The sequence below is a fragment of the Mesorhizobium sp. B2-4-18 genome (assembly GCF_006441385.1).
GTDB classification, from domain to species: domain Bacteria; phylum Pseudomonadota; class Alphaproteobacteria; order Rhizobiales; family Rhizobiaceae; genus Mesorhizobium; species Mesorhizobium australicum.
Window position 1 is genome coordinate 151,022 of sequence record NZ_VFUW01000003.1, and the last position, 21,612, is coordinate 172,633.

Below are 21,612 nucleotides of genomic sequence, written 5' to 3' on the forward strand. Positions count from 1 at the left end.
TCTGAGCTCGATATGTCCGAATGGTTGTCGCGGGAAGAGGCGCTGGAAAGGCTCCGGGTGAGGCCGCAGACGCTCTATGCCTATGTCAGCCGCGGTCGCATCGGCATGCGCCCGGATCGGGCCGATCCGCGCCGCAGCCAGTACCGCGCCGACGACATCGCGGCGCTGGCAACGCGAAGGGCGCGCGGGCGCAGCCCCTCGGCCATTGCCGAAAGCGCGATCGCCTGGGGCGAGCCGTCGCTCGTCACCGCGATCTCGACCATCTCGCACGGCAACCTCATCTATCGGGGCCGGGATGCCGTTGCGCTGTCCGACCATGCCACGCTGGAAGAAACCGCTGGACTGCTCTGGGCTCTGTCCGGCCCGGTCCATTTCGAAGCGTCGCCACCAGATGCGCCGCGCCCGACCGGCCGCGCCCAGGCGTTCGTGCAACTCGCTTTGCTTGCCGGCCAGGCGCGGTCTTCGCTTGGACGAAATGCTGCCTCGCTGTGCACTGATGCCGCACGCGCGATCGGTGTGCTGGCCAGCGCTCTCGGTGCCGAGGCAGGGCCGGAACCGGTGCACCAGCGATTGGCGCGGGGCTGGTCGGTGGACGATGAAGGCGCGGATGCGATCCGGCGTGCGCTTGTGCTGCTTGCCGATCACGAACTCAACGCGTCGACCTTCGCGGCCCGCGTCGCCGCCTCGACCGGAGCCTCGCCCGCCGCTTGTCTGCTGGCCGGCCTGGCGACACTGTCAGGTCCCCGCCACGGCGGCGCCGGCGAAGCGGTAATGCAACTCGCCGAAGACGCGGGACGGCATGGTGCCGATGCCGCGATCCGGCGCTGGCTTGGCCACGACCGGCCACTGCCGGGATTCGGCCACCAGCTCTATCCCGAGGGCGATCCCCGGGCCACGGCGCTTCTGGCGGCCTTCGACAACACCGATGAAACATTGCGGTCGCTGGAAACCGCCGCCATGGCGGCGACCGGCGCCCAACCGAATATCGATTTTGCCTTGGCCGTGCTGGCGCGCGGCCTTGGCTTGCCGCGCGATGCACCGTTCCACCTCTTCGCGCTTGGACGCAGCGTCGGCTGGGCGGCACATCTGGTCGAACAGATCGTGAGCGGCAGCATCATCCGGCCGCGCGGCCGCTATGAGGGATTGCTGCCGTAAATCGCGTGAGCGCTATGCGCTCATGACATCGTGTCGAGCTTGCGCTGCATGGCCGCGATCTGGTCCTTCAACTGCTGCAGATCGTCGGACTTCTCCGGCGCTTCCTTCCTGGCCGGCTCGGCGGGGGCCGCTGCCGGTGCCGGGCCCGCGGGCGGAAAAGGCGTGAACAGCCGCATCGCGTTCTGGAACATTTCCATGTTTCGGCGCGTCTGTTCTTCCAGCGCCTTGATCGGCGTCGCCATCTTCATCACGTCCAGTGGCGACTTGCCGATGGCGCCCTTCATCTGCTCGCGGAACCGCTCTTGTTCCTTGGAAAAGGCGATCATCGATTGCTCGAGGAAACTCGGCACGATCATTTGCATCTGGTCGCCGTAGAAGGCTATCAGCTGGCGCAGGAACGGGATCGGCAGCATGTTCTGCCCGTCCTTGTTCTCCAGCTCGAAGATGATCTGGGTCAGCACCGGATGCGTGATGTCGTCGCCGGTCTTGGCGTCCTGGACGGTGAACTCCTCGCCCTTCTTGACCATCTCGGCCAGATCCTCGAGCGTCACATACGTACTCGTCCCCGTATTATAGAGGCGGCGATTGGCGTATTTCTTGATAATGATAGGGTCGTCTTTTGCGGCCATCTGCATCCTCCCCGGACACCGGCACGCCTGAGTAAGCAGCCGGTAACGATTGCGCCCTTTTTGAGGATATGCGCAAAAGCCCTACAATTCCAAGCAGTTTGTGCACTGCGGGATCATATAATGCTGCATAGCAGGCAAAATATGCTGCGCGGCAGCGACCGGACCGCCGACACCGCGATGCGCGGCCCGCTTGCGGCGCATCGGCGCCATGCCGATTTCCGGTTTGACTTGGGGGTGGGAAAGGGCAAAAAAGTCCTCAACGGCACAACAACACCCTTGAAGTCTGGAGAAGAAAATGTCCGCTTCCATCGTCATTGCCAGCGCCGCGCGCACGGCTGTAGGCTCCTTCAACGGCGCCTTCGCCGCCACGCCCGCGCATGAGCTCGGCGCCGTCGTCGTGCAGGAACTTTTGGCGCGTGCCGGGGTCGAACCGGCCGAGATCGACGAGGTCATCCTCGGCCAGGTGCTGACCGCGGCGCAAGGCCAGAACCCGGCCCGCCAGGCCTCGATCCTTGCCGGACTGCCCAAGGAGACCACCGCCTGGGGCCTCAACCAGGTTTGCGGTTCGGGCCTGCGCGCCATCGCGCTCGGCATGCAGCAGATCGCCACCGGCGACGCCAAGGTGATCATTGCCGGCGGCCAGGAATCGATGTCGCTGTCGCCGCACGCCGAGCACCTGCGCGCCGGCGTCAAGATGGGCGACTACAAGATGATCGACACCATGATCAAGGACGGGCTGTGGGACGCCTTCAATGGCTACCACATGGGCAACACCGCCGAGAACGTCGCCCGCCAGTTCCAGATCACCCGCGACGACCAGGACCAGTTCGCACTGGCCTCGCAGAACAAGGCCGAGGCCGCGCAGAAGGCGGGCAAGTTCAAGGACGAGATCGTCGCCTTCACCATCAAGGGCAAGAAGGGCGATACGGTTGTCGATCAGGACGAATACATCCGCCACGGCGCCACGATCGATGCCATGACCAAGCTGAAGCCGGCCTTCGACAAGGATGGCACGGTGACCGCCGCCAATGCCTCCGGCATCAATGACGGTGCCGCCGGCGCGCTGCTGATGAGCGAAGCGGAAGCCGCAAGGCGTGGCATCACCCCGCTGGCGCGCATCGCCTCCTGGGCGACCGCCGGCGTCGATCCGGCGATCATGGGCACCGGACCCATTCCCGCTTCACGCAAGGCCTTGGAACGGGCCGGTTGGTCGGCAGGGGATCTCGACCTTGTCGAGGCCAATGAGGCGTTCGCCGCACAGGCCTGCGCCGTCAACAAGGACATGGGCTGGGATCCCTCGATCGTCAACGTCAATGGCGGCGCCATCGCCATCGGCCACCCGATCGGCGCCTCGGGCGCCCGCATCTTCAACACGCTGGTCTTCGAAATGCGCCGACGCGGCGCCAAGAAGGGGCTGGCCACCCTATGCATCGGCGGCGGCATGGGCGTCGCCATGTGCGTGGAGGCTTTCTGATAGACTTTGGACGGGCGGCGCAAGCCGCCCGTTTCACATGTGGTGCCTGTCGTAAATCCAGTGCCTGCCAAGCCCGACAACAGGGCGATTTCAAAAGGGGAAATGCATGACCAAGGTTGCAATCGTCACGGGTGGATCGCGTGGCATCGGCGCGGCGATCTCGATCGCTTTGAAGAACGCCGGCTATTCGGTTGCCGCGAACTACGCCGGCAATGACGAGGCGGCGGCGAAGTTCAAGGCGCAGACCGGCATTCCGGTCTACAAATGGTCGGTCGCCGACTATGACGCTTGCGCGGCCGGTATCAAACAAGTCGAGGCCGACCTCGGCCCTGTCTCGGTGCTGGTCAACAATGCCGGCATCACCCGCGACGCCATGTTCCACAAGATCACCCGCGAGCAGTGGAAAGAGGTGATCGATACCAATCTGTCCGGTGTCTTCAACATGACCCATCCGCTGTGGGGCGGCATGCGCGACCGCAAGTTCGGCCGCGTCATCACCATCTCCTCGATCAACGGCCAGAAGGGCCAGGCCGGTCAGGTCAATTACTCCGCCGCCAAGGCCGGCGACATCGGCTTCTCGAAGGCGCTCGCCCAGGAAGGCGCCCGCGCGGGCATCACCGTCAACGTCATCTGCCCTGGCTACATCGCCACCGAGATGGTCAAGGCAATCGACGAAAAGGTGCTCAACGAGCGCATCATTCCGCAAATCCCCGTGGGTCGCCTTGGCGAACCGGAAGAGATCGCGCGCTGCGTGGTCTTCCTCGCTTCGCAAGATGCCGGTTTCATCACCGGCTCGACCCTCACCGCCAATGGCGGCCAGTACTTCGTCTGAGACGTCTGCTCGCGCAGTCCAACGCTGCGGATTCATGCGTACCCTGCGATAAGCGGACCGGAAAATCGGTCCGCTTCCAAATGGCGCCTGACTCTTGGAAGACATCGCTGTGACGCAATGCCCCAATCCGGCACGCAAAGCTTAATGCCGATAAGCGCGTCTGTGCGAACCCTGTGATCAAGCCTGTGGATTCTCGGTGGATAAGCTGTTCACAACACAAGATATTGGGGGAACAAAAAGAGAAAATACGGCCGGCGCTGCTTTGTCGCCGATTCGTTCCGGCTTTGAGCCCAATGTTAAGATTAATGGCCGCGATAAGCTGCTATTCTTTAACGTCGAGTTTAGAAAGATTAACAGTTTCATAAGTTTAACGGGGCGCGCACCGTATCGCCCTCATCGTTCCCGGCGAAAGTTAACGGAAGGACCCGCCCAGCATAAAACGGGCCAGTTCGGCGATTCAGCATGTGGTGAGACTCGTGGAAACAAAATCCATATCTAGCCGTGAACAAAAGCTGAATCTGACGGAGTCGCCGATTCGTCGCTGATTCGTTCCAGACTCGTTCCAACTGTTAAGCAGGGGCTGATTTGCGGAGTGAGACGGGCGTCTCCGGAACCCTGCCGGAACATTCTGCTTTCGCTTCGCGCCCGAAATCCCTATGTGTCGGCTGTCATACGCGCCGTCCTGGCACGCTCCCGACCACGAGAGGCCAGAAAGCCTTATTTCCGAGCCGATGAACATCCAGCCGAAACACACCGAGCCGCTGATCCTGTCGGGCCGCGACGTGACCGCCGTGCTTGGGCCGACCAACACCGGCAAGACCCATCTCGCCATCGAGCGCATGGTGGCGCACGAAACCGGTGTCATCGGCCTGCCGCTGAGGCTGCTGGCCCGCGAGGTCTACACGCGCGTCTGCGAAAAGGTCGGTGCCAACAAAGTGGCGCTGATCACCGGCGAGGAGAAGATCCAGCCGCCGGGCGCCAGATATTCGGTCTGCACCGTCGAAGCCATGCCGCGTGAAACCGACGCCGCCTTTGTTGCCATCGACGAGGTGCAACTGGCCGGCGACCTCGAGCGCGGCCATATCTTCACCGACCGCATCCTGCATCTGCGCGGCCGCCAGGAGACGCTGCTGCTTGGCGCGGCCACCATGCACGGCATTCTCCAGCGGCTGCTGAAAGGCATCTCCGTGGTGACGCGGCCGCGGCTGTCGCATCTGGCCTATGCCGGCTCCAAGAAACTGACCCGCCTGCCACGGCGCACCGCGATCGTCGCCTTCTCCGCCGACGAGGTCTATGCCATCGCCGAACTCATCCGCCGCCAGCAGGGTGGTGCGGCCGTCGTGCTCGGGGCGCTGTCGCCCCGCACCCGCAATGCCCAGGTGGCGCTGTTCCAGTCGGGCGATGTCGACTATCTCATTGCCACCGACGCGATCGGCATGGGGCTCAACCTCGACCTCGACCATGTCGCCTTCGCCCAGAACCGCAAGTTCGACGGCTACCAGTACCGCAATCTGACGGCGGCCGAACTCGGCCAGATCGCCGGCCGCGCCGGCCGGCATCTGCGCGACGGGACGTTCGGCGTCACCGGCCAGGTCGATCCGCTGGACGAGGACCTCGTCCAGAAGATCGAGGGCCATGACTTCGACCCGGTGAAGGTGCTGCAGTGGCGCACCGCCCAATTCGATTTCGCCAGCCTCGATGCGCTGAAGCGCTCGATCGAAACCAACGCCCCGGTCGAGGGTCTGACACGCGCGCTGCCGGCCGTCGATGCGCAAGCGCTCGAACATCTCTCCCGCGACGAAGACATCCGCGCGCTCGCCACCAACGCCAAGCGCGTGGCGCTGCTGTGGGAAGCCTGCGCCCTGCCCGACTATCGCAAGATCGCGCCTGCCCAGCATGCCGACCTCATCGCCTCGATCTACATGGACCTCGCCCGGCAGGGCCATGTCGACGAGAACTACATGGCCGAACAGGTGCGCCGCGCCGACACCACCGAGGGCGACATCGACACGCTGTCGCACCGCATCGCCCAGATCCGCACCTGGACATTCGTGTCGAACCGGCCCGGCTGGCTGGCCGATCAGGCACACTGGCAGGAAAAGACGCGCGAAATCGAAGACAGATTGTCGGATGCGCTGCATGAGCGGTTGACGAAACGCTTCGTAGACCGCAGGACTTCCGTCCTCATGCGGCGCCTTAGAGAAAATACCATGCCTGAAGCCGAAATCAGTCCTACCGGAACCGTCCTTGTCGAAGGCCATCATGTCGGCGAGTTGCAAGGGTTCCGCTTCACCGCCGACCAGACCGCCGGCGGCGAAGACGCCAAGGCCGTGCGCACTGCCGCGCAAAAGGCGCTTGCCGCCGAGTTCGAGGCACGCGCGGAGCGCTTCGGCGCCTGCGCCAATGGCGATCTCGCGCTCGGTTCGGACGGCACGCTGCGCTGGATCGGCGCGCCGATAGGCACGCTGGTCTCGGGCGAAGACGCGCTGAAGCCGCGCCTGGTGTTGCTGGCTGACGAACAGCTGACGGGCCCGGCGCGCGACAAGGTCGCGGCGCGCGCCGAACGCTTCGTCAATTTCCAGATCGAGTCGTTGTTGAAGCCGCTGGTCGATCTGAAGAACGCCGAGCAGATTTCCGGCATCGGCCGTGGCATCGCTTTCCAGCTGGTCGAGAATTTCGGCCTCATCAACCGTCGTGACATCGCCGAAGAGATGAAATCCTTGGACCAGGAAGGCCGCGCGGCGCTGCGCCGGCTTGGCGTCCGCTTCGGCGCCTACCACGTGTTCGTGCCGGCGCTGATCAAGCCGGCACCCGCCGGGCTGGTGACGCTGCTGTGGGCGTTGAAGAACGACGGCAAGGACAAGCCAGGCTTCGGCGACGTCGTCCACGCGCTGGCGTCGGGCCGCACCTCTGTTGTCATCGACCCGGCCTTCGACAAGGCCTTCTACAAGCTCGCTGGCTACCGCAATCTCGGCCGCCGCGCCGTGCGCATCGACATTCTGGAGCGGCTGGCCGACCTGATCCGCCCGGCGACCAACTGGAAGCCCGGCCTTGGCCAGCGTCCGGACGGCGCCTATGACGGCCAGTCCTTCATGGTGACGCCGCCGATGATGTCGATCCTTGGCGCCACCGCCGACGACATGGAAGAGATCCTCAAGGGGCTTGGCTATCGCGCCGAGCCGAAGTCGGCCGCGGAAGTCAAGGCACGGCTGGAAGCGCAGGACAATGCCGCGCGGGAAGCCGCCGCGGCCAGGCAGGCAGCCGAAGAAGCAGCCCGCGCGGAACAAGCCAAGGCGGCGGAAGAGTCGGCCGCCGAGGGAGCCGAACTGGTGCCGGATGCGGCAACCGACGTGGAGACGGAGGTTCCAGCCGAAGTCGCCGCCGACGCGCCGGTGGAAGCTGTCGCGCAAGAGCAGGCGGAAGCCACCGCTGAAGTTGCGGAGGAACCTGTAGCCGAAGCCGCTGTTGAAGCCGCCGAGCCGGCGCCGGTTGAGCAGCGGGCCGAACCTGAAACTGCCGAGCCCACCGAGGAAACCGCAGCGGCGGAGCCCGCCGTCGAAGCCTCCGCGTCGACGGAAGCCGCCGAACCGGCTGCAGTGGCGGAAGCCGCCGGCGAACCCGTGCCGGAAGCCGAAGCGCCAAAGCCGATCCTGCTGTGGCGCCAAGGTCGCTTCGACCAGCGTCCGCGTCATCGCGACGGCCGCAACAACCGGCCGCAAAACGGACAGGCGCGCGGCCGAAGCAACGCGCCGGCCGGCGGCGAACAGGCAGCAGCCGCGCCCGCGGACCGTCCCGCGCACGAAGGGCGCCGCGACGGCGCCGGAAAGCCGCGCTTCGACCGCTCGAAGTTCAAGCCCAAGCCGCAAGCTGAGGGCGCTGAGCGCCGCGACGGCCGCCCGCAGGGCGAGCGTCCCGAGCGCCGAGAAGGCCGGCCAGACTGGAAGGGCGGCAGGCCGGAAGGCAAGGGTGCCGATCGCGGCGGAAAGCCCGCTTTCCAGCCCAAGCCCCGGGAGGAGCGCCCGGTGCGTTTCGATCCGGACTCGCCCTTCGCCAAGCTCGCCGCCTTGCGCGACCAATTGAAGAAGTAAACTCGCTTCGATGGTTGCTGAAGGCCGTCAGCGCATCGACAAATGGCTGTTCTTCTCGCGCGCGGTGAAATCGCGCTCGCTGGCGGCCAAATTGGTGGTCGCCGGCCGCGTGCGCATCAATCGCGACAAAGCAGCGCAGGCCTCCGATCTGGTCAAGCCAGGCGACGTGCTGACCATCACGCTCGACCGGCGTATTTTCGTCTGGAAGGTGCTCGGCGCTGGCGCGCGGCGCGGCCCGTCCGAGGAAGCCCGCACTCTTTATCAAGACATGTCGCCTCCGCCCGCACCGAAGGGCGACGCCCCGCCCGATGCTATCCCGGCGCTGCGCCAAGCAGGCAGCGGCCGACCGACCAAAAAAGAGCGTCGCCAGACCGACCGATTGCGCGACGAAGATTGAGCCTGCCGATCAATGCGGATGTGCTCTCCCGCGGCAACGGCAACCAAAACAGATTTTGCACCGGCAAACCAACGTCGGTAAGGGATGTGGGACCGTCCTGGCACCGCCGATCTGAAATTCAATTTCCCAAACTCTGGCGCCGCCGGGAATGGCTACCCTTGCAAGCAGCCCATAAAGGCGTTACCTCACGGAAAAAGCCAACAAAAACGGGACGTCCCGGAGCCGACCGATGACCTATGTCGTGACCGACAACTGCATCAAATGCAAATATATGGACTGCATCGAGGTCTGTCCGGTCGACTGTTTCTACGAAGGCGAGAACATGCTCGTCATCCATCCCGACGAGTGCATCGACTGCGGCGTCTGCGAGCCGGAATGCCCGGCCGACGCGATCAAGCCCGACACCGAGTCCGGCCTCGACAAATGGCTGCAGATCAACACCGAATATGCCGATAAATGGCCCAACATCACCGCCAAGAAGGAGCCGCCGGCCGACGCCAAGAGCTTCGACGGCGAGGCCGGCAAATTCGAGAAATACTTCTCCGCCGAGCCCGGCGAAGGCGATTGACAACACCGCTGTAAAGGCTTGTATGACGCAGCGTAACAGGCACGCCGGATTAACCGCCTTGACAGGCGGCGATTGGTTGTGGCCTTCGCTTACGCAGCAAAACCTTGATTCTTCCGACTTTTTGTGTTACATCAGCGAAACATGCCGGTGACACAACGTCGATTTATGGCGCAGACGCCCCAAATCACTGAAAGGTGAAAATCCCATTCCGGACCAGAGCGATCTGGGCCAGGCGGTCGCAATTCTTGCGGTTTGCCGGTCCCGGCTTTTCCGGTGGGTCATCTGTTGTGCGGCTAATGATCGGTGACCCCGATCACGTGAGTTCAGCCGGCACCGCCGCCGGCCCACAACAAGGAGTTCAGGGCGTAATGGCAACGATCACCCCGCAGAAGAAGTCCACAGCTGCACGTCACGGTTTCAAGACCGGCGAGTTTATCGTCTATCCGGCGCATGGCGTCGGCCAGATCGTCTCGATCGACGAGCAGGAAGTGGCCGGCCACAAGCTGGAACTGTTCGTCATCGACTTCCAGAAGGACAAGATGCGCCTGAAAGTGCCGGTCGCCAAGGCGACCTCTATCGGCATGCGTAAGCTGTCGGAAGAGGATTATGTCGAGCGCGCGCTGAAGGTCGTGCAGGGCCGCGCCCGCGTCAAGCGCACCATGTGGTCGCGCCGCGCCCAGGAATATGATGCCAAGATCAATTCGGGCGACCTGATCTCGATCTCGGAAGTCGTGCGCGACCTCTATCGCGCCGACAACCAGCCGGAGCAGTCCTATTCCGAACGCCAGCTCTACGAGGCGGCACTCGACCGCATGGCCCGCGAGATCGCGGCCGTCAACCGCATGTCGGAAACCGAAGCCGTGCGCCTGATCGAGGTCAACCTCAACAAAGGCCCCAAGCGTGGCGCCAAGGCCGACAATGAGGAAGCCGAGCAGGAAGAAGCTGCCTGAGCTTTTTCGCATTCAAGTTGACGAAAACCCGGCCTCGCGCCGGGTTTTTGTTTTTGGGGAAGGCCGCGATTGTCGCGCCTATGCGCCTCCCTCTTCCTCCGCCGCCTCCTGCTTCAGCGTGGCGATAAACCGCTTGGTGCGTTCGCGCTCCGGATTGCCGAACAGCTTGGCGGATGCCCCCTGCTCGACGATGACGCCGGCGTCGAGGAACACCGCCTCCTGGGCGATCTTGGAGGCCAGGCGCAAATCATGCGTCGCCATCACCATGGTCGTTCCCTCGCTGGCGAGCTGACCCAGCACATCGACCACCTCCTGCGCCAGCTCCGGGTCGAGCGCCGAAGTCGGTTCGTCGCACAGCAGCACCTTCGGCGACGGCGCCAGCGCACGGGCGATCGCCACGCGCTGCTGCTGGCCGCCCGACAGCGTCGCCGGCCAGGCATCGGCCTTATGCACCATGCCGACCTTCTCCAGCAGCGCGAGTGCCCGCTCATGTGCCTTCTGCGGCGACCATTTGAGCACCGTAACCAAGCCTTCCATGACATTTTCGATGGCGGTGCGATGCGGAAACAACTGGAAATTCTGGAACACCATGCCGGTCTGCAGGCGCAGACGCCTTATGTCCGCCGCCGGCACCTTCCCGCCCGGGCGGAACTCAAGCGTCTCGTCGCCGATCCGCACCGTGCCCGAAGTTGGGATCTCCAGCAGGTTGATGCAGCGCAGCAGCGTGCTTTTCCCCCCGCCGGAAGGGCCGACAAGCGCGGTGACGCTGCCTTCGGCGATGGCGACAGTCACCCCCTTCAGCACGAGATTGTCGCCGAAACGCTTTTCGATGTTGGTGAGGCTGATCATGAGCGTGCCTCCAGGAAGCCGCCATAGCGGTTGAGCCGCTCCTCCAGTCGCGTCTGCAAGGCCGACAGTACCGAACTCATCGCCAGATAGAGGATCGCCGCCTCGACATAGAGGATGAGCGGCTCATAGGTGGTGGCGACGATGCGTTGCGCCGCCTGGAACATCTCTGGAACGGTGATGGCGGCGGCCAGCGACGTGTCCTTGACCAGCGAGATGAAGGTGTTGGAGAGCGGCGGCACCGCCACCCGTCCGGCTTGCGGCAGAATGGTGCGCCGCATCGCCTGCCCCCAGGTCATCCCGATCGAATAGGCGGCCTCCCACTGGCCCTTGGGCACCGAGCCGATGGCCGCCCGGATGATTTCCGACGTGTAGGCCCCGATGTTGAGCGTGAAGCCGATCAGCGCCGCCGTGAAGGCGTCAAGCAGGATGCCGACCGACGGCAGGCCGTAGAAGATCAGGAAGAGCTGCACCAGGAGCGGCGTGCCGCGGAAGATCCAGACATAGAAGCGCACGAGCGCCACCAGCGGCTTCGGGCCGAACAGCCTGCCGAGCGCCGCGCCCAGCCCTACCGTCAGGCCGAGCACGAAGGACAGCAACGTCAGCGGCACGGTAAAGATCAACGCTGCCCACAGCAGCGAGGGCAGCGAGTCCAGCATCAGTTGCAGCCAGTGCGGCACGAAAGATCCTCCGGAATGGACGGGGAACGTCATCGAAGCGCGAATGCGCCAGCCATATCACGACAAAAGCGGCGAGCCGTCAAAAGACGGCTCGCCGCTGGTTACGTCACAGGGCGACAGCCGGCCCCGCTTGGTGAATTACTTCGAGACGTCCTGGCCGAAATAGGTGTCGGCGATCTTCTGGTAGGTGCCGTCCGCCTTGATGTCGGCCAGCGCCTTGTTGATGGCCGCGACCAGCTCCGGATCGCCCTTGCGCACGATGACGCCGGAGTAATCGGCATTCTCTTCCTGGGCGGCGATCTTCACATTGGCGTCGGGCTTGTGCTTCTTGAAGTCGAGGAACGACAGGCTGTCATTGATGGTAGCGTCCGCACGGCCGGTCAAAAGCAGCTGGATCGACTGGTCGAAGCCGTCGGTGCCGACCAGTTCGGCGCCATTGGACTCGGCCAGCTTGCCGAAATTGGATGTCAGCGACTGCGCCGACTTCTTGCCCTTGAGGTCGGCGAAGGTCTTGATGTCGGTGTTGTCGCCGCGCACGATCAGCACTGCCTTGGAGGCGATATAGGGATCGGAAAAGTCGTACTTGGCCTTGCGGGCGTCGGTGATGCCGACTTCGTTGATGACGGCATCATAACGGTTGACGTCGAGGCCGGCGATCAGCCCGTCCCACTTGCCTTCGAGGAACTCAGCCTTGACGCCGAGCTTATCGGCGATCGCCTTCGCGATCTCGACATCGAAGCCAACCAGCGCGCCGGAAGCGTCATGGTAGGTGAAGGGAGCGTAGGTGCCCTCCGTACCGACCTTGATGATTCCGGCCTGCTTGATCTGGTCGAGATTGGCGCCGGCGTGGCCCGATGCGACGGCCAGGGCCTGCAACGTTCCGGCGATGATGAGTGACTTGAGCCATTTCATTTTTCTGTGATCCCGTCCTTGGCCGGTAACCCGGCATGTTGTGAGGGCTGGAAAATGACAGATGCAGGTCGAAAAAATAAGGAATGAAATTTCAAAGAGAGCGTCTTCCAGAAATCAAATTCTCCGGAAGGAATTCATTCGCAGGCTCGGAAGTTGCAGGCAGCTGCGCGGACGCTAGCGCTCGCCCTGCCCGCACCGGCGGAACCTTTCTCGCGCATGACAGTTTTGGCTGTTGTAGGGCACGCCGCCGTCATTTCAAGCCGGTGTCTGCCATTTGCCTCGCCGAGCCACGGAGCGCCTTATGATGGAAGACACGGCAGGACGGATCATGGTCCGCGCGGCAATGAAGGCACCCTATCTCGAGCGCGAGGAGGAGCATCGGCTGGCATTGCTCTGGAAGGAAGACAACGACCAGAACGCGCTGCACAGCATCACCGTCGCCCACATGCGGCTGGTCATTTCCATGGCCTCGAAATTCCGCCATTACGGACTGCCGCTCGGCGATCTGGTTCAGGAGGGCCATGTCGGACTGCTCGAGGCCGCCGCCCGTTTCGAACCGGAGCGCGAGGTGCGGTTCTCGACCTACGCGACGTGGTGGATCCGCGCCTCGATGCAGGACTACATCCTGCGCAACTGGTCGATTGTGCGTGGTGGCACCAGTTCGGCGCAAAAGGCCCTGTTCTTCAATCTCAGACGCTTGCGTGCGCGTCTCGCGAACGGCGCCGAGCCGCTCTCCAACACAAATCTCTACCGCGAGGTTTCGGTTGCGCTTGGTGTATCCGAGGCTGATGTGGCGATGATGGATTCACGGCTGTCGGCTCCGGATTCTTCGCTGAACGTGCCGCTGGCCGACGATGCGGGCGGCACCGAGCGGATGGATTTCCTGGTCTCGGACGATCCCTTGCCGGACGAAATTGTCGGCGACAAGATCGATGTCGCGCGCCGCTCGCTCTGGCTGAAGGAAGCGCTTCACGCACTCAACGCGCGTGAACTCAGGATCATCGAGGAACGCCGGCTGAATGACGAGGGGGCCACGCTCGAGGCGCTCGGCGAGACGCTCGGCATCTCCAAGGAACGTGTCCGCCAGATCGAGGCGCGCGCCATGGAAAAGCTCAAGGTCGCGCTGGTGAAGCAGAATCCGGAATTCATGGCGACCGCCGCCTGATCTCCCGCTCGGGCTTTTATTTGTCGGTGACGATCTTGACCTTGTCGCCGGCCGAAACCGCGGCCCCCGGCGACAGCGCATTGAGCACGCGGAATAGGTCGAGCTTGCGGTCGACGCCAACCATCTGCGCGGCAAGCGATCCCATGGTCTGTCCCGGCTGCACGGTGAGCACACGAATATGCAGTGGCTTCAGTGCCGCCTTCTCGGCGGGGCTGAGGATACGGAAGGAGCCGCTGACCGAGCGCGCCACCGTTTCAAGCGAGGTGCTGGCCGAGGGGGCCGCGGTCAGCAATCGGTAAACCTGGCCGCCGGCGCGGATCACAGCGATATCGAACTGCCAGCCTTCGGCGCCTGCATGGGCGGTCGCCGCCTCATTGCCGTTGATGGTTTCCTGCTTGACGGTGCTGTCGTCGAGCCCGGCCACCCAGCCGCTTCTGATATAGTCGGTCAGGGCGCGGTTCTTGTCGATCGAAACGCCGTCGAAGCGGATCGCTATGTCGCCGGGACCGGTCGCCGTCACGGCCGCCGCCGAATTGTCGATGATGAAACCGTCCGGCACCGTGAACGACACGCCCAAGCCTGGATGCAGGAAGGTTTCGCCGCGCACATAGCCTTCTTCCGGCGTGTCGCCGTAAAGCAGGCCGTCTATGCCGGCGAGGAAGGAATCGCGGTCGCGTGTACCGAAGCCGGGCGCACCGAACTGGCGGGCGTGCCGCTGTGCCAAATCGATGCGTTGCGGTGTGTTGGGGTGCGTCGCCAGGAAGTCGAGGCTGGCGTCGGTGGCGCCGCTGATCGAGCGGAAATCGGTATAGGCCGACATCGACTGCAGGAAGCGGCCGGCGGCATAGGGATCGTAGCCGGCTTCGCCGATCGACTTGATGCCGATGGCGTCAGCCTCAAGCTCCTGGTTGCGCGAGAACTGCGCCAGCCTGAGCTTGCCGCGGATGAGTGCAGCCTTGGCGGTCGGGCTGTCGCCAAGCACATCGGAAACGACCTTGGTCGCCAGACCTTCCTCGGCCTCCAGCTGCTGGCGCTGCAGCCCATGATTGGCGGTGACGTGGCCCATCTCATGCGCGATGACGGCGGCGAGCTCGGACGAATCATTGGCCAGCGCCAAGAGGCCGCGCGTTATGTAGAGATAGCCGCCCGGCAGCGCGAAGGCGTTGACGTTGGGCGAATTGAGGATGGTGATGCGATAGGTCTGGGTTGGGTTCGCCGACACCACGGTCAGATTGCCGACCACCTTGGCGACCATGCGTTCGAGCTTGGGATCGGAATATTCGCCGCCATAGGTCGCCAGGATGCGCGGATGCTGCGCCTTGGCGAGTTCCGCGAGCTTGTTGTTGGCGGCGACATTGTCGACTGTGATCGGCTTGTCGGATGGCTGGAAGCCTGATTCCTGGACTTCCGGAGGCGTGAACATCTGGCAGCTTGCCAGCGCCACGGCAAAGCCGGCCAGCGCCAGAAAGCGCGCCAGCGGGTTCATTCGTAGCCTGTCAACGCCGATCGCCAGAACGGCTTCCTTTCAGGTCCCTGCGCATGACCACATGCGCAAAACAAACTGCTACAGTATCCGTCACGCGCCCTCGGAGCATGCGGCGGAAGCTGTAGGCAAATCACGGCCTGTGCCGGACCGGTATCGAGCGGACCTAGCCACACTACTCCAGTCATGGCAAGCAAGCGCCACATCGCATCGAGCCGGTTTGAGCGTAAATTATGTCCGCTTCCGGGCAATATCCCGTGATAAGGAATCCCCGGCACCGGCTCCGATATAGCGCCGGAATGCCTCCGGACCAGCCCCGGCAAAAAAATCATCCGCCGTGCCGATAGCGGCGACGGCGCCGTTCTCGAGAAACACCAGCCTCTGACCGATGCGGCGGGCATCTTGCGGCTGATGCGTGACGAGCAGCACCGTCATGCCACGCTCGGCATGCAGGCTGGCAACCAGGTCGAGCATATCGTCTCGCAAGGCGGGCCCAAGCGAAGCGAAGGGCTCGTCGAGCAGCAGCACCGGGCGGTCACGCACCAGCACGCGAGCCAGGGCAACGCGCTGGCGCTCGCCGCCGGAAAGTTCGCGCGGCAGCCGCTTCTCCTTGCCGGCAAGACCGGTGCGCGCAAGCGCATCGGCGATCGCAGCGCGATCGGCTTCGGCCAGCCGCAACGATGGCGAACGGCCGAGCCCGACATTCTGCTCGACGGAAAGATGCGCGAAAAGGTTGTTTTCCTGAAAAACCATCGACACTGGCCGCGCCGCCGGTGGCGCGGTGCTGACATCGGCCCCGCCGATCAGCACGCGGCCGGATCGCGGCGGCTCGAACCCGGCCACCAGATTGAGCAGCGTCGACTTTCCGGAGCCGCTCGGTCCCATGATGGCGGTGATTTGCCCCGCCGTGAACTCGGCATCGAAGGCGAACGACGCCTCGCCATAGCTGAACGAAACCTTGTCCAGCCGCACCGAAACCCCTTTGCCGCCAGCCGCCCCGTCAGACATTGCGGGCCGTCTCCTTTCCCAGCCGGTCCGCTGCCAGCACCAGTGCCAGGCAGACAAGGCCGAGCAGCAGCGCCAAGCCGGCGGCGTCCTCGGTTCGGTAGCTGCCCATGCGCGCCAGGAGAAGGTAGGGCAAGGTCTGCACGGAATCACTGCCGAACAGGGCGATGACGCCGAGATCGCCGAGCGACAGTGCCATGGCGAAGGCAAAAGCGGTGGCCAGCGGCCGCCGCAACGTCGGCCAGTCGACCAGCCACAGTCTTGACCAGCCGGAAATTCCGAGCTGCGCGCAAAGCCGCTCGTGACGCTCGCTTGCCGCGTCATAGGCGGGACGGATGGCGCGCAGCGCAAAAGGCATCGCCATGACAGCGTTGACGGTGACGACCATGAGCGGCGCGATGGCAAAGACATCGCCGACATGGCGCAGCAACAGGAACCAGCCGGCGCCGACGACGATCGGCGGCACGACCAGGACAAACCCGGCGCCCGTATCGGTGGCATGTTCGAGCAGTGTCCTTGCCCCGAAGCGGCGGTTCGACGCTAGCGCCCTGCGCGCCATGGTCAATGCCAGCGAAAGCATCACCGAAAGCAAGGCCGAAAGGAAAGCGAGCACAGCACTGGTCAGCGTCGCCTGACGGACAGTGGCCTCGCCGGCAAGCCGGCTGAGGTCGGCGCCAAGTCCGGCCGCCACGGTCGCCGCCATCGGCCCGGCAACGAAGAGCAAGGCCAACACGATGAGCGTCGCGTTCAGCCAGGCTTCGGTCCTGTTGACGGAGAGGTAGCGGCGCGGCGCGACCGGCAGGTTGACGTCGCCGACGACGTCGGCTCCGAGCCGGGTCAACGCCAGCACCACGATGAAGGTCAAGGCGATCTGCAGCGTTGTCAGCGCGACAGCCCTCGCGGGATCGAAATCGAAGCGCAATGCCTGATAGATGCCGACTTCGAGCGTCGTCGCGGCCGGCCCGCCGCCGAGCGTCAGCACGATGGTGAAGGATGTGATGCACAGCATGAAGACAAGTCCGGCGACACCGGGCAGCGCGGCACGCAGCGTCGGCCACTCGATCAGCCGGAATGCCGGCGGCGCCCCCATGCCGAGCTGGCTCGCCAGCCGCCACTGGTCGGAGGGAATGGTCCGCAGCGCCTCGAGGAACAGGCGGGTGGCCAGCGGCAGATTGAAGAAGACATGGGCGACGAGAATGCCGGACAGGCCATAGATGCCCGGCCAACCCTGGCCGCCGACGACGCTGAGAATGCCGGAGAAATATCCGGCGCGGCCATAGAGCGCAAGGATGCCGAGCGCCGCGACAATCGCCGGCAGCGCCAGCGGCACGGCGAAGAGCTGCAGGATGAAGGCACGGCCGAAAAACCGTGGATGCCGCGACAGCGCCCGCGCCACGAGCAGGGCCGGCCCGACCGAGAGCAGCGTCGACAGGGCCGCCTGCCAGAGCGTGAAGCGCACGACCCGGAACAGGTAGGGATCGAACGCAGCCCAAGCGCCGGAAAAATCGCGAGCGCCTTCGACAAGCAGCCCCGCAAACGCGCCGCCGATCAAAATGGCGATGGCGGCGAGCCCTATCACGCCAGCTGTGATGCGGGGATCAGAGCGGGTTTGCACACCGCACATCAACGATTGGGTGAAGCTTAGGGAGCGTCGCCGTAGAGCGTTCATCTCACGAGATTAGCCCACAAAACCTACTTGCTCATAACCGCCAGCCATTCATCGACCCAGGCCTTGCGGTTGGCCGCCACCTCCTCCGGGCTGAACAGCAAGGTTTTGGTCGGCTTGACCAGTTTGTCGAAGGCGGGGTTGAGCGGCTTGTTGGTCTTGCCGGCCGGGAACATCCAGTTGGTCTCGGGGATGGCGTCCTGGAATTTCGGCCCGGTCATGAAGGCCATGAACTTTTCCGCCAGCGGATTCTTGGCGCCGGTCGTGGTGATGCCCGCGACCTCGATCTGCAGATATTCGCCTTCCTCGAACGAGGCCGCCTGATAGCGCTCGGTGTTCTCGGCGACCATGTGGTAGGCCGGCGAGGTGGTGTAGGACAGCACCATCGGTGCCTCGCCCTTGGTGAACAGGCCATAGGCTTCGCTCCAGCCCGGCGTCACGGTCAGCACCTTGGTCTTGAGCTTGGCCCAGGCCTCCGGCGCCTTGTCGCCATAGACCGACTTCATCCACAACAGCAGGCCAAGACCGGGCGTCGATGTGCGCGGGTCCTGGATGACGATCTTGTCGTCGGCGCTACCCTCGACCAAATCCTTTAGGCTTTTCGGCGGCGATTTCAGCTTCTGGGTATCGTAGACGACGGCGAAGTAGCCATAGTCGAAGGGAACAAAAGTATCGTCGCTCCAGCCACCCGGCACGTTGACGTCCGTTATTGCGCCATGTGGCGCGAACAGGCCCGAGGCCTTGGCATCGGCGGTGAGATTGGTGTCGAGACCGAGCACGATGTCGGCTTTGGTCGAAGCGCCTTCCAGCTTGACGCGGTTGAGCAGCGCCACGCCATCGGCGACCGAGACGAACTCGAGATCGCAGCCGCATTCTGCCTCGAATTCCTTCTTCACCACGGGACCTGGACCCCAGTCGGCGGTGAAGCTCTCATAGGTGTAGACGGTGAGCTTATCCTTGGCCAAGGCCGGCCCGGACAGGGTCACTGCCGTGGCGGCGATCAGAAAATATAAAAGCGTGCGCATCGGCGCCTCCTTCGTTTGCGTTGAAAGGAATTGAGGCGTCGGAGTGTCCGAAACGTCTAATCCCTCCGCCGGTACAAACCGGATCAGGTTCAGCGGGTTGGCGACACTGCCTCTCAGCCGGCCCGCGAAATTCGCGTCCGGCACCCCGTTAGAGCGTTTCGACACATAGGCCGGGCCGATGACCCGCGCAAGTGGGACTTTGCCGCCTTCCGTTTCCCGTGCCGGGCTGGTAAGGCGACGGGATATGAGCACATTCACCATCCTGCTTGGCGGCGACCTCATCCGCACGCCTCGGCTCGACCGCCAGGTCGAAGGCTCGCGCGTCATCGCCGCCGACGCCGGCATCGGCCATGCGCGGATGCTGGGCCTCGTGCCGGAACTGTGGGTGGGTGATTTCGACTCGGTCCCGGCTGATCTGCCCGCCGACCTCGCCGCCGTGCCGCGGCAAACCTTCCCGGCGGAAAAGGACAAGACCGACGGAGAACTGGCGATCGCGGCCGCACTGGAGCGCGGGGCGACCCGCCTTGTGCTGGCGGGCGCCTTCGGCGGCAAGCGCGCCGACCACGCCTTCCTGCATCTGGCGCTTGGCCTGCGGCTGGCCGAAGCCGGAATGGATGTGTTTCTGACCAGCGGCGCCCAGGAAGGTGTTCCCTTGCTGCCCGGCAGGGCCGGCTTCGATTATGCCGACGGCACGCTGTTCTCGATTCTCGGCTTCTCCGAACTCTCCGGCCTGACCGTCACCGGCGCCAAATGGCCGCTCGACAAGGTCGAGGTGGCGTTCGGTTCGTCGCTGACCATTTCCAACGAGGTCAAGTTCGGCAAGACCGGGGGCCGCCTCGACATCGCGCTCGGCCATGGCCGCGCGCTGCTGCTCGCCCATCCCTATCCATTGCCCGAAAGCTGACATGGCCCCGCCTCTTCTCAATCTCGACGGGATAAGACTGACCTTCGGCGGCGCGCCGCTGCTCGACGGCGCCGCCTTGACCGCTTCGTCCGGCGACAAGATCGCGCTGGTCGGCCGCAACGGGTCCGGCAAGTCGACGCTGCTCAAGATCGCCGCCGGCCTGATCGAACCACAGGACGGCGAGGTGTTCCGCCAGCCTTCGGCGACGGTGCGTTATCTGCCGCAAATGCCCGACATGGACGGCTTTGCAACCGTGCGCGCCTATGTCGAGGCCGGGCTCGGGCCCGCCGACGATCCCTACCGCGCCAGCTATCTGATGGAGCATCTCGGCCTGTCGGGCGAAGAACGGCCTGGCGACCTGTCCGGCGGAGAGGCCAGGCGCGCCGCGCTTGCCCGCGTCATGGCGCCGGAGCCCGACATCCTGCTTCTTGATGAGCCGACTAACCATCTTGATTTATCTGTCATCGAATGGCTGGAAGAAGAGCTCGTCCGGACCTCCTCGGCGCTCATCGTCATCTCGCATGACCGCCGCTTCCTCGAGCGCGTGTCGCGCGCCACAGTCTGGCTCGATCGCGGCCAGACGCGCAGGCTGGACAAGGGCTTTGGCCATTTCGAGGAATGGCGCGACCTGGTGCTGGAAGAGGAAGAGCGCGAACAGCACAAGCTCGGCCGCCAGATCGTGCGCGAGGAGCACTGGCTGCGCTACGGGGTGACGGCGCGGCGCAAGCGCAACATGCGGCGCCTCGGCGAGTTGCAGACCATGCGCCAGCGTTTTCGCGGCCATCGCGGCGCCGAAGGCACCGCGACAATGGTGGCAAGCGACGCCGCCGAATCCGGCAAGCTGGTGATCGAGGCCAAGAACATCGAGAAGAGCTTTGGCGACCTTACCGTTGTCAAGGGCTTCTCGACCCGCATCCAGCGCGGCGACCGCGTCGGCCTTGTCGGGCCGAACGGCGCCGGCAAGACGACACTTCTGAAGATGCTGACCGGCGAATTGGCGCCGGACGCGGGTTCGATACGGCTTGGCACCAATCTGGAGATCGCCACGCTCGACCAGAAGCGCGAGGCGGTCGACCCGCAAGAGACGCTGGCGCAATATCTGACCGACGGGCGCGGCGAGAACCTCGTCATCAATGGCGAGCAGCGCCATGTCGTGTCCTATATGAAGGATTTCCTGTTCAAGCCGGAACAGGCCCGCACACCGGTGCGCGAGCTGTCCGGCGGCGAACGGGCGCGGCTGATCCTGGCGCGCGTGCTGGCACGGCCTGCAAATCTTCTGGTTCTCGATGAGCCGACCAACGATCTCGACATGGAGACGCTGGAACTGCTGCAGGAACTGGTCGCCGGCTTTGCCGGCACCGTCATCCTGGTCAGCCACGACCGCGATTTCCTCGACCGCACCGTGACCAGCGTGATCGCGCCGGACGGCGGCGGGCGCTGGGTCGAATATGCCGGCGGCTATTCCGACATGCTGGCGCAGCGCGGCGGCACCAGGCTTGACGACCGCAAGGCGCGCGCCAAGGCGGAAGCCGGCGATGCGCCGGCACCGGGCAGGAGCGATCTGGCGGCGCCAAAAGGGCCGGCGAAGAAATTGTCGTTCAAGCAGAAGTTCGCGCTGGAGTCCCTACCCAAGAAGATCGAGGCAGTGACCGCGTCGATCTCGCGGCTGGAGAACAACATCGCCGACCCGGCCTATTACGAACGCGACCCAGCCTCGTTCCAGAAGACGATCGCCGCCCTCGACAAGGAGCGTGCGACGCTGGCCGCGCTCGAGGAAGAATGGCTGGAACTGGAGATGCTGCGCGAGGAGATGGAAGGGTGAAGAGCGGTCGG

The 21,612-nt window shown here is 64.3% G+C and carries 20 protein-coding genes and 1 riboswitch; of the genes, 11 read left to right on the forward strand and 9 right to left on the reverse strand.

The genetic code is table 11. The annotated features are described in order from the left end of the window. Positions 1 to 12: 12 nt before the first annotated feature. Positions 13 to 1,155, forward strand: coding sequence for a citrate synthase (locus tag FJ527_RS07845; protein ID WP_140822539.1), 1,143 nt, complete (start codon positions 13 to 15; stop codon positions 1,153 to 1,155). A gap of 20 nt (positions 1,156 to 1,175) precedes the next feature. On the opposite strand, the gene phaR is transcribed toward FJ527_RS07845, so the two are convergent. Together phaR and FJ527_RS07855 are read right to left on the reverse strand one after the other, a co-directional pair. Then, positions 1,176 to 1,784, reverse strand: a complete 609-nt coding sequence (phaR, locus tag FJ527_RS07850; protein WP_140822541.1) for a polyhydroxyalkanoate synthesis repressor PhaR — start codon at positions 1,782 to 1,784, stop codon at positions 1,176 to 1,178. Positions 1,785 to 1,865: 81 nt separating this feature from the next. Then, positions 1,866 to 2,093 (reverse strand): hypothetical protein, encoded by a 228-nt coding sequence (locus FJ527_RS07855; protein ID WP_140616661.1) that lies wholly within the window; start codon positions 2,091 to 2,093, stop codon positions 1,866 to 1,868. Here FJ527_RS07855 and FJ527_RS07860 point away from each other — a divergent pair. From FJ527_RS07860 to FJ527_RS07890, 7 genes are all read left to right on the forward strand, one after another. Further along, positions 2,080 to 3,258, forward strand: a complete 1,179-nt coding sequence (locus FJ527_RS07860; RefSeq protein WP_015315306.1) for an acetyl-CoA C-acetyltransferase — start codon at positions 2,080 to 2,082, stop codon at positions 3,256 to 3,258. The genes FJ527_RS07855 and FJ527_RS07860 overlap by 14 nt on opposite strands. 106 nt (positions 3,259 to 3,364) lie before the next feature. Then, entirely contained in the window at positions 3,365 to 4,090 is a 726-nt protein-coding gene (phbB, locus tag FJ527_RS07865; protein ID WP_015315305.1) for an acetoacetyl-CoA reductase, read from the forward strand. A 196-nt stretch (positions 4,091 to 4,286) separates the two neighbouring features. Next, entirely contained in the window at positions 4,287 to 4,589 is a 303-nt protein-coding gene (locus FJ527_RS07870; RefSeq protein ID WP_140822543.1) for a hypothetical protein, read from the forward strand. A 232-nt stretch (positions 4,590 to 4,821) separates the two neighbouring features. After that, positions 4,822 to 8,178 (forward strand): helicase-related protein, encoded by a 3,357-nt coding sequence (locus tag FJ527_RS07875; protein ID WP_140822545.1) that lies wholly within the window; start codon positions 4,822 to 4,824, stop codon positions 8,176 to 8,178. Between the two features lie 10 nt (positions 8,179 to 8,188). After that, a complete protein-coding gene (locus FJ527_RS07880; protein WP_140616658.1) occupies positions 8,189 to 8,575 on the forward strand; it encodes an RNA-binding S4 domain-containing protein in 387 nt (128 codons plus the stop codon). Positions 8,576 to 8,804: 229 nt separating this feature from the next. Beyond that, the gene (fdxA, locus tag FJ527_RS07885) at positions 8,805 to 9,143 is read left to right on the forward strand and encodes a ferredoxin FdxA (protein ID WP_015315302.1); all 339 of its coding nucleotides are present in this window, start codon (positions 8,805 to 8,807) and stop codon (positions 9,141 to 9,143) included. Positions 9,144 to 9,511: 368 nt separating this feature from the next. Then, entirely contained in the window at positions 9,512 to 10,093 is a 582-nt protein-coding gene (locus tag FJ527_RS07890) for a CarD family transcriptional regulator (RefSeq protein WP_015315301.1), read from the forward strand. 78 nt (positions 10,094 to 10,171) lie between these two features. Here the strand turns inward: FJ527_RS07890 and FJ527_RS07895 are convergent, their stop codons facing one another. The 3 genes from FJ527_RS07895 to FJ527_RS07905 all read right to left on the reverse strand — a co-directional run bounded on the left by FJ527_RS07895 (position 10,172) and on the right by FJ527_RS07905 (position 12,531). Continuing rightward, on the reverse strand, positions 10,172 to 10,942 hold the full coding sequence (locus FJ527_RS07895) for an amino acid ABC transporter ATP-binding protein (RefSeq protein ID WP_015315300.1): 771 nt from the start codon (positions 10,940 to 10,942) through the stop codon (positions 10,172 to 10,174). Further along, the gene (locus FJ527_RS07900; protein WP_023773921.1) at positions 10,939 to 11,619 is read right to left on the reverse strand and encodes an amino acid ABC transporter permease; all 681 of its coding nucleotides are present in this window, start codon (positions 11,617 to 11,619) and stop codon (positions 10,939 to 10,941) included. The genes FJ527_RS07895 and FJ527_RS07900 overlap by 4 nt, the downstream gene beginning before the upstream one ends. A 138-nt stretch (positions 11,620 to 11,757) precedes the next feature. Continuing rightward, entirely contained in the window at positions 11,758 to 12,531 is a 774-nt protein-coding gene (locus FJ527_RS07905; RefSeq protein WP_140822547.1) for an amino acid ABC transporter substrate-binding protein, read from the reverse strand. A 301-nt stretch (positions 12,532 to 12,832) separates the two neighbouring features. Here FJ527_RS07905 and FJ527_RS07910 point away from each other — a divergent pair, with 301 nt between their 5' ends. Continuing rightward, positions 12,833 to 13,696, forward strand: a complete 864-nt coding sequence (locus FJ527_RS07910) for an RNA polymerase factor sigma-32 (RefSeq protein ID WP_015315297.1) — start codon at positions 12,833 to 12,835, stop codon at positions 13,694 to 13,696. Between the two features lie 16 nt (positions 13,697 to 13,712). On the opposite strand, the gene FJ527_RS07915 is transcribed toward FJ527_RS07910, so the two are convergent. From FJ527_RS07915 to thiB, 4 genes are all read right to left on the reverse strand, one after another. After that, a complete protein-coding gene (locus FJ527_RS07915; protein ID WP_023784820.1) occupies positions 13,713 to 15,182 on the reverse strand; it encodes a M48 family metalloprotease in 1,470 nt (489 codons plus the stop codon). Positions 15,183 to 15,410: 228 nt separating this feature from the next. After that, a complete protein-coding gene (thiQ, locus tag FJ527_RS07920) occupies positions 15,411 to 16,187 on the reverse strand; it encodes a thiamine ABC transporter ATP-binding protein (protein WP_140822549.1) in 777 nt (258 codons plus the stop codon). Next, a complete protein-coding gene (gene thiP / locus FJ527_RS07925; protein ID WP_140822551.1) occupies positions 16,180 to 17,808 on the reverse strand; it encodes a thiamine/thiamine pyrophosphate ABC transporter permease in 1,629 nt (542 codons plus the stop codon). The genes thiQ and thiP overlap by 8 nt, the downstream gene beginning before the upstream one ends. Positions 17,809 to 17,876: 68 nt before the next feature. Then, positions 17,877 to 18,875: a thiamine ABC transporter substrate binding subunit gene (gene thiB / locus FJ527_RS07930; RefSeq protein WP_140822554.1), complete on the reverse strand. Its 999-nt coding sequence runs from the start codon at positions 18,873 to 18,875 to the stop codon at positions 17,877 to 17,879. A 43-nt stretch (positions 18,876 to 18,918) separates the two neighbouring features. Then, a riboswitch (TPP riboswitch) is annotated at positions 18,919 to 19,033 on the reverse strand. An 86-nt stretch (positions 19,034 to 19,119) separates the two neighbouring features. On the opposite strand from thiB, the gene FJ527_RS07935 reads away from it, so the two are divergent. Beyond that, entirely contained in the window at positions 19,120 to 19,779 is a 660-nt protein-coding gene (locus FJ527_RS07935; RefSeq protein WP_140662666.1) for a thiamine diphosphokinase, read from the forward strand. 1 nt (position 19,780) lies between these two features. Next, positions 19,781 to 21,601: an ABC-F family ATP-binding cassette domain-containing protein gene (locus FJ527_RS07940; protein ID WP_140822556.1), complete on the forward strand. Its 1,821-nt coding sequence runs from the start codon at positions 19,781 to 19,783 to the stop codon at positions 21,599 to 21,601. Positions 21,602 to 21,612: the final 11 nt, after the last annotated feature.

Coding starts and splice junctions, on each gene's coding strand:
- FJ527_RS07855 (WP_140616661.1), bottom strand. CDS start 2,093: ATGGAAGCGGACATTTTCTTCTCCAGACTTCAAGGGTGTTGTTGTGCC.
- fdxA (WP_015315302.1), top strand. CDS start 8,805: ATGACCTATGTCGTGACCGACAACTGCATCAAATGCAAATATATGGAC.
- phaR (WP_140822541.1), bottom strand. CDS start 1,784: ATGGCCGCAAAAGACGACCCTATCATTATCAAGAAATACGCCAATCGC.
- FJ527_RS07910 (WP_015315297.1), top strand. CDS start 12,833: ATGATGGAAGACACGGCAGGACGGATCATGGTCCGCGCGGCAATGAAG.
- phbB (WP_015315305.1), top strand. CDS start 3,365: ATGACCAAGGTTGCAATCGTCACGGGTGGATCGCGTGGCATCGGCGCG.
- FJ527_RS07905 (WP_140822547.1), bottom strand. CDS start 12,531: ATGAAATGGCTCAAGTCACTCATCATCGCCGGAACGTTGCAGGCCCTG.
- FJ527_RS07875 (WP_140822545.1), top strand. CDS start 4,822: ATGAACATCCAGCCGAAACACACCGAGCCGCTGATCCTGTCGGGCCGC.
- FJ527_RS07880 (WP_140616658.1), top strand. CDS start 8,189: ATGGTTGCTGAAGGCCGTCAGCGCATCGACAAATGGCTGTTCTTCTCG.
- thiQ (WP_140822549.1), bottom strand. CDS start 16,187: ATGTCTGACGGGGCGGCTGGCGGCAAAGGGGTTTCGGTGCGGCTGGAC.
- thiB (WP_140822554.1), bottom strand. CDS start 18,875: ATGCGCACGCTTTTATATTTTCTGATCGCCGCCACGGCAGTGACCCTG.
- thiP (WP_140822551.1), bottom strand. CDS start 17,808: ATGTGCGGTGTGCAAACCCGCTCTGATCCCCGCATCACAGCTGGCGTG.
- FJ527_RS07935 (WP_140662666.1), top strand. CDS start 19,120: ATGAGCACATTCACCATCCTGCTTGGCGGCGACCTCATCCGCACGCCT.
- FJ527_RS07890 (WP_015315301.1), top strand. CDS start 9,512: ATGGCAACGATCACCCCGCAGAAGAAGTCCACAGCTGCACGTCACGGT.
- FJ527_RS07940 (WP_140822556.1), top strand. CDS start 19,781: ATGGCCCCGCCTCTTCTCAATCTCGACGGGATAAGACTGACCTTCGGC.
- FJ527_RS07845 (WP_140822539.1), top strand. CDS start 13: ATGTCCGAATGGTTGTCGCGGGAAGAGGCGCTGGAAAGGCTCCGGGTG.
- FJ527_RS07860 (WP_015315306.1), top strand. CDS start 2,080: ATGTCCGCTTCCATCGTCATTGCCAGCGCCGCGCGCACGGCTGTAGGC.
- FJ527_RS07895 (WP_015315300.1), bottom strand. CDS start 10,942: ATGATCAGCCTCACCAACATCGAAAAGCGTTTCGGCGACAATCTCGTG.
- FJ527_RS07915 (WP_023784820.1), bottom strand. CDS start 15,182: ATGAACCCGCTGGCGCGCTTTCTGGCGCTGGCCGGCTTTGCCGTGGCG.